Annotated in this window: 1 protein-coding gene; it reads right to left on the bottom strand. The window is 61.4% G+C overall.

Going from position 1 to position 795, the window contains the following annotated elements:
- Positions 1–710, bottom strand: a 710-nt coding sequence (locus B3797_RS12550; protein ID WP_311791248.1) for a nitronate monooxygenase, incomplete at its 3' end; no start/stop codon positions are given.
- Positions 711–795 lie beyond the last annotated feature (85 nt).

Below are 795 nucleotides of genomic sequence, written 5' to 3'. Positions count from 1 at the left end.
TGCACGCCCGTTGCGCCCAGCTTCATCATGGCGGCGATGGCGTTGCCGTCCATAATGCCGCCTGCGGCGATAACGGGAAGGTCGCACGACCTGACTATCGCCTGCACCAGCGTCATGGTGCTCATTTGCGTATCCGTTTTTTGCAGATCGAAAATGCCGCGATGGCCGCCCGCCTCAATGCCCTGTGCTACCACGAAATCGATGCCTGCGGCAGCGGCCAGGCGCGCTTCGTCAACGGAGGTAGCGCTGGCCAGCGTCACTATGCCTTGCCTTTTCAGCTGGTCGATAACTTTCTGTTCCGGCAGGCCGAAGTGAAAGCTTACCGCTGCGGGAGCCGCATTCAGGATCGGCTCAAGCAGCGGGGAGTCGATATTAAAAGTGGGGTAGATCTCAGTCAGCGACAGAGGCGGCGACGCGCCATACTGCTCAAACAGCGGTGTAAACCGCGCCAGCCAGGCGCTTTCACGCTCAGTATCGCGCTGCGGCGGCGCGTGGCAGAAGAGATTGATATTAACCGGTCCGGTGGTCAGCTGACGCAGACGGCTCAGCATGGCGCTGGCCTGCGCCAGATTTGACGCGCCGAGGCTAATCGAACCCAGCGCGCCAGCGTTACTTACGGCGGCGGCCAGTTCCGGGGTGGAGACGCCCGCCATCGGGGCCTGAATCAGAGGGAACGCTAGCTGTAGCGCGCGGCAGAGGGGGTTTTCCATCATTTCTCCTGCTGGTGGAAATAACAGCGCCCAGCATCGCGTCGCAGCGGCTAAAACACAACCCTGCCGCTTAACTCTGTGGCTC

Source organism: Pantoea sp. UBA5923 (assembly GCF_002431095.1).
Classification (GTDB): Bacteria; Pseudomonadota; Gammaproteobacteria; order Enterobacterales; family Enterobacteriaceae; genus Pantoea; species Pantoea piersonii.
This window is presented reverse-complemented; position numbering and strand designations above follow the sequence as displayed.